Origin of the sequence: Bacillus cereus group sp. BfR-BA-01310 (assembly GCF_022664325.1) — a bacterium.
Taxonomy (GTDB): Bacteria; Bacillota; Bacilli; order Bacillales; family Bacillaceae_G; genus Bacillus_A; species Bacillus_A paramycoides.
Genome location: NZ_JAKUHD010000124.1, coordinates 1 through 237, shown reverse-complemented (window position 1 = coordinate 237; position 237 = coordinate 1). Strand labels below are relative to the sequence as shown.

Here is a 237-nt window from a genome sequence, read left to right as displayed (position 1 = left end):
GATTTGCCAAAAGTCGTGAAGTAAATGGACGTATTTTAAATGCTACGGTTAGACGGAACCCTTCTGGTAGATACTTTGTGTCATTGTTAGTAGAAACAGAAGTGCAAGAATTTCCAAAAACAAATTCTTACATTGGAATGGATGTAGGACTAAAAGATTTCGCCATTTTGTCAGATGGAACAACCTATAAAAATCCAAAGTTTTTTCGATCATTAGAAGAGAAGTTGGCAAAAGCAC

The 237-nt window shown here is 35.4% G+C and carries 1 pseudogene; it reads left to right on the top strand.

Annotation, left to right across the window (positions count from 1 at the left end):
* Positions 1-237: pseudogene (locus MR109_RS29975) on the top strand (IS200/IS605 family element RNA-guided endonuclease TnpB); the annotation flags it as partial.